The 5,077-nt window shown below is 48.6% G+C and carries 3 protein-coding genes; all 3 read left to right on the top strand.

The window, feature by feature from the left end; all coding sequences use genetic code 11:
• Positions 1-348: 348 nt before the first annotated feature.
• Positions 349-2,646 carry a xanthine dehydrogenase family protein gene (locus IID12_09725; protein ID MCH8289366.1) on the top strand — a complete coding sequence of 766 codons (2,298 nt, stop codon included), beginning with the start codon at positions 349-351 and terminating at the stop codon, positions 2,644-2,646.
• Positions 2,639-4,600, top strand: coding sequence for a 4Fe-4S dicluster domain-containing protein (locus IID12_09720; GenBank protein ID MCH8289365.1), 1,962 nt, complete (start codon positions 2,639-2,641; stop codon positions 4,598-4,600). Before IID12_09725 ends, IID12_09720 begins: the two co-directional genes overlap by 8 nt.
• A partial coding sequence (locus IID12_09715; protein ID MCH8289364.1) for an amidohydrolase family protein occupies positions 4,597-5,077 on the top strand: 481 nt, incomplete at its 3' end. The genes IID12_09720 and IID12_09715, both read left to right, overlap by 4 nt.

Here is a 5,077-nt window from a genome sequence, read left to right as displayed (position 1 = left end):
GCTTCAGCAGTTAAAAAGTCAATAGATTGATTCGGTGAGCGCGAGCCATCCGTCAGCTGACGGACTGACCGTACCAAGTTCTTGAATGTAATGGCGTCAGGGCTTGCCCTGACTGCCACTTATAAAACCACCCCCTGCCCCCTCCTTTGAAAGGAGGGGATTTATAGTAAGGTGCGGTCAGGGCAAGCCCTAACCCGCAAAAAAAGAAGTGTCAAAGACAATCACCTTGATATTTTATCGGTTTTGCGGTAATATTTCCCGCTGATTTGTAATAGTTGATGAAAGTACAGAGTTGGGGCGAACCTCGCATAATAGTTTACAGAAGCACTGAATTCTGAAAAGTGAACCGTGGGAAATATTTCAAAAAATAAATACAGATATGTCGGAAAATCGGTCGTGCGGGTCGATGCATGGGCGAAAGTAACCGGCAAAGCTGACTTCTTAAAAGACATGAAATTTGCCCGTCTTCTTCACGCCAAGATGGTTCTCAGCCCTTTGCCTCACGCCCGGTTAAGCAATCTGAATACAGCAAAAGCAAAGCGCTGCGAGGGCGTGGTGAGTGTTGCAGCGGCTGAAGATGTTCCCCATGATAACCAGATCGGTCTGATAATAAAAGATCAACCTCTGTTCGCTTTTGAGAAAGTAAGATATGCCGGTGATGCGATAGCCATAATAGCCGCGGAATCGGAAGAAGAAGCCGAATATGCCGCTTCCAAGGTAACGTTCGATTTAGAACCGATTACTCCCATTTATTCAGCGGAGAAAAGCTATCACGCCAAGAGACCGTTGATACACCCGGGCGGGAATATTGCCTCTCACCTCAAGATTCGCAAAGGCGATCATAAGTCTCCGCTCAAGGAAGCGGATGTCCTGGTTGAAGCAAATCTGAAGACGCCTCATCAGGAACACGCATATCTCGAAACTCTCAGCACGGTGGTTGTTCCGCATAAAGACGGTTCGTTAACAATTTACGGCAGTATTCAATGTCCGTATTATGTCCAGCGGACGGTTTCCGAAGCGCTCGGGATACCCTATAACAAAATCAAGATTATTCAGGCGGTTACCGGGGGTGCGTTCGGCGGTAAGGAGGACGTGCCTTCGGAACTTTGCTCAAGAGTGGCGCTGCTCGCGATAGCGACGGGAAGACCCGTGCGGTTGATTTTAGAGAGGGCGGAAGATGCCATCTATTCGAGTAAACGTCATCCCTTCGAAATGAAATACAAGATCGGCGCAAAAAAGAACGGGAAGCTCGTCGGTCTGATTGCCGAGCAGTATGCGGCTGCCGGAGCGTATGCGACTCTGTCACCCGTGGTTATGTTCCGGGCGGTTGTTCACGCAGCGGGACCTTACGTAATTCCAAACGTGAGAGTCGATACTTACGCATGCTACACAAACCATCCGCCGTCGGGAGCGTTCAGGGGATTCGGAGCTCCTCAATCAGCTTTCGGTATAGAACGGATTATGGATCTGCTTGCCGATGAATTGGGAATGGACAGATTGGAATTACGCGAAAAGAATATACTGAGAAAAGGTAATCGCACTGCTACCAACCAACTGTTGAGTCAAAGCGTCGGACTGCCCGAGACGCTGAAGAAAGCTAAAGAATCAACTGTTTGGAGAAGAAAAACCCGGAAGAAAACTAATTCAAGATACAGCGAAGGAGTGGGTATCGCCTGCATGCACTATGGAAACACGCTCGGGGCGATGGGCTGGTATCTCGATGGAGCCGGGGCGCACGTTCAGGTGCACAGGGACGGTTCAATATCTGTTGCCGTAGGAATTACCGAATTAGGACAGGGATCGACGACGACACTCGTGCAGATGGCAGCCGAAGCTTTCGGCGTGGATAAAGAGCGGATTCGAGTCCTTGAAGTGGATACGAGTTACGTGCCTGACAGCGGACCCACAGTCGCCTCGCGAAGCAGTATCATGAGCGGCAATGCGATCCTGAACGCTTCGGAGCAATTGAAACCGGAGCTGTCCAGGGCAGCCGCGAGACTGTTAGGTGTATCTCCGTCCAAAATATTTTTTAAGAATGACAGAGCCTATTCCGGAACAGGCAAGAAAAAAAGCGTGGGATTCGATGCGGTCGCGGAGAATGCGTTTTTAAATAACGAAAAGTTAGCCGCAGCGGGTTGGTGGGTGGCTCCCTATTCGCAGTGGGATATCAAAACAGGGATGGGAAACACTTATTTCGCTTACTCATTTGCTACCCATGTGGTTAAAGTCCGCGTTGACCGGCTTACCGGAAAAGTTGCTGTACTTGAGGTTCTCGCCGTTCATGACGTCGGGCGGGCGATAAACCCGGAGGGAGTCAGAGCTCAGGCGGAGGGAGGAATAGTTCAGGGTCTTGGATATGCGTTAACCGAAGATTTGCAGTACAAAGACGGCAAGTTGTTGAACCCGTATTTTTCAAATTACATTCTGCCTTATCCGGAAGAAACCCCGCAAATGACGACTCTAATAGTCGAAGATATAGGACCGGACGGTCCGTACGGCGCAAAGAGCATGGGCGAACCGCCTATTATTCCTATCGGAGCGGCGATCATCAGCGCTGTTTCGGATGCTGTGGGTGTTCAATTAACCGAGATGCCGATGACTCCCGAGAAGCTGCTTCGCAGTATGGGAGCGCTGTCCGATGGTTGAGCTTCATCCCGCATCCTTCGGCGCGCTGATCCGGTCGATATTCTCCGAGTTCGAAGAACACCGCAGCATATTCAGCCTGCCGGAGGGCAAATGGTATAAGGCTCAGGAGAATACGGACAGCTCGGTAACGTTCAACGGGAAAAAAGCCGCGACGCCTCTCGGTCCTGCCGCGGGACCTCATACTCAGATGGCTCAGAATATCGCGCTCTCCTGGCTCGGCGGAGGGAGGATAATAGAACTGAAAACAATTCAAATCAACGACAGGCTGGATATCCCCCGTCCATGCATAGACGCGACGAACGTCGGATATAACGTCGAATGGTCGCAGGAATTGAGATTGGAGCAATCACTCATGGAATACGTTTCCGCAATGATGCTGATCGAGATGTTAAAGGCGGAAAATGTGCTGGGCGATGACGGAAAAGCCAATGACACGATATTCGATATGAGCGTCGGTTATGACCTGAAAGGTATTCAATCGGAACCGGTTCGCAGCTGGATAAGTTCAATGACGAATGCCGCTGAATTCATCGAAGACCTGATAAATGAAATTCCGTCAGGGTTTACCCGGTTTAAGGATTTGGAATATCAAAGCGAAATCAGCAGTTCGATAACGCTAAGTACATTTCACGGCTGTCCTTCGGACGAGATCGAATCAATATCGGAATTTTTTCTCACAGAAATGGGAATCGACGTTGTAGTGAAAATGAATCCTACCTTGCTCGGGAAGAAAAAAGTCGATGAACTCCTGCACGATGAGATGGGTTATAACGAGATTGAGACGAAACAGAAATTTTTTGACGATGATCTGCAGTTTGATCAGGCAATAGATATGACCGGACGTCTAAGCGAATTGGCGCTGAAAGAGGGTAGGCATTTCGGTGTCAAGTTCAGCAATACTCTCGTGGTGTCGAATCACAAAGATTATTTTCCCGATGATGAGGTCATGTACATGTCCGGTCCGCCTCTCCACGTGATAACAATGAACCTTGTAAGAGAATTCCGGAAGAGTGTTGGAGGAGAGGTTCCTATTTCGTTCTCCGCCGGTATCGACCAGCATAACTTTTCCGATGCCGTATCAATGGGACTTGTACCTGTCACCGTCTGCACAGACTTGCTCCGTCCCGGCGGCTATGCCCGGATGCATAAATACCTCAACCGATTGACAGACAGTATGAATGATGTCGGCGCTGAGAATATAGAAGAGTTCATCGTCAAGAGCTCCGGTGATAAAGAATACGAGGAAGCCTTACTTGCAAATACAGAAACAGTTGTCGAAAGGGTCAGCTCCGACGTCCGGTATAAGAGTGAGCAAAACAATCTCATACCAAAGAAGATCGGCTCGAAACTCCACCTCTTTGATTGTATAAACTGTGATAAATGCATCCCCGTTTGTCCTAACGTTTCGAATTTTTATATCGAAGTCGAACCCGGCGAATATGAGTATACGTTACTGAGATATGACGGTGAAAAAATCGAAGAAATGGCTGACGGCTCTTTAAAGATCGAAAAAAATCATCAGATTGCGAATTACGCCGATTTCTGCAACGAGTGCGGCAATTGCGATGTCTTTTGTCCTGAGGACGGAGGTCCCTTCATCGAAAAACCGAGATTCTTCAGTACGCTTGAGACGTTTAACCTATACCCGGAAGAAGATGGATATGTTGTTTATAGGAAAGACGGGGGTGAAGAGATGTTAGCGCGGGGTTCCGACAGGAATTATAAGCTGACGATGTTGAGCGATGAAAAAGCAAATTTCAGCGATGAGTATATATCAGCCGAGATTTCGATAGATGATGGATCCGTATTGGCTTCAAAAGCAAACTCAGATTGCCCTGAGGGTCATGAACTCTCCTTGAGAACATATATTATAATGTCAACTCTTCTCAATTCTATTAAAAAGAGCGGATCAACGAATTTTGTCAGAACTCTATTAGAGGAATCCGCTGTATGATTCTGATAGTGAACGCCGAGATTGTTACGGGAGATAAACAAAACCCGTTCATATCTGACGGGGCGATAGCGATCGAGGGAACTGAGATCGTCAAGGTGGGAAGCACATCCGACGTGAAATCAAATTATCCTGATGCGGAGATCATTGACGCACAGGGCGGAATGGTGACTCCCGGTCATGTAAACGCCCATATGCATCTTTACAGCTCGCTGGCGAGGGGCATGCCCCCTCCGGCGGAAACGCCGAAGAATTTCGTGGATATCCTCGAAAAAGTCTGGTGGCGACTCGACAGGGCTTTGACTTCCGAGGACGTTTACCTATCGGCATTGGTAGGGCTTATGGAAAGCGCAAAGGCGGGCGTTACGACGGTCATAGATCATCACTCGAGTCCGAACGCCATAACCGGGAGCCTATCGACAATTTCAAAAGCCGTCAGGGAAACAGGATTACGCGGCATCTTATGTTATGAGGTGCCAG

Source organism: Candidatus Neomarinimicrobiota bacterium, assembly GCA_022567655.1.
GTDB lineage: Bacteria > Fidelibacterota > SORT01 > SORT01 > SORT01 > JADFGO01.
The sequence above is the reverse complement of the archived record's forward strand: the minus strand, read 5'-3'. Positions and strand labels throughout refer to the sequence as shown.

Excerpts from the sequence above, each read along its gene's own strand:
- IID12_09720 (MCH8289365.1), top strand. The coding sequence starts at position 2,639 with ATGGTTGAGCTTCATCCCGCATCCTTCGGCGCGCTGATCCGGTCGATA.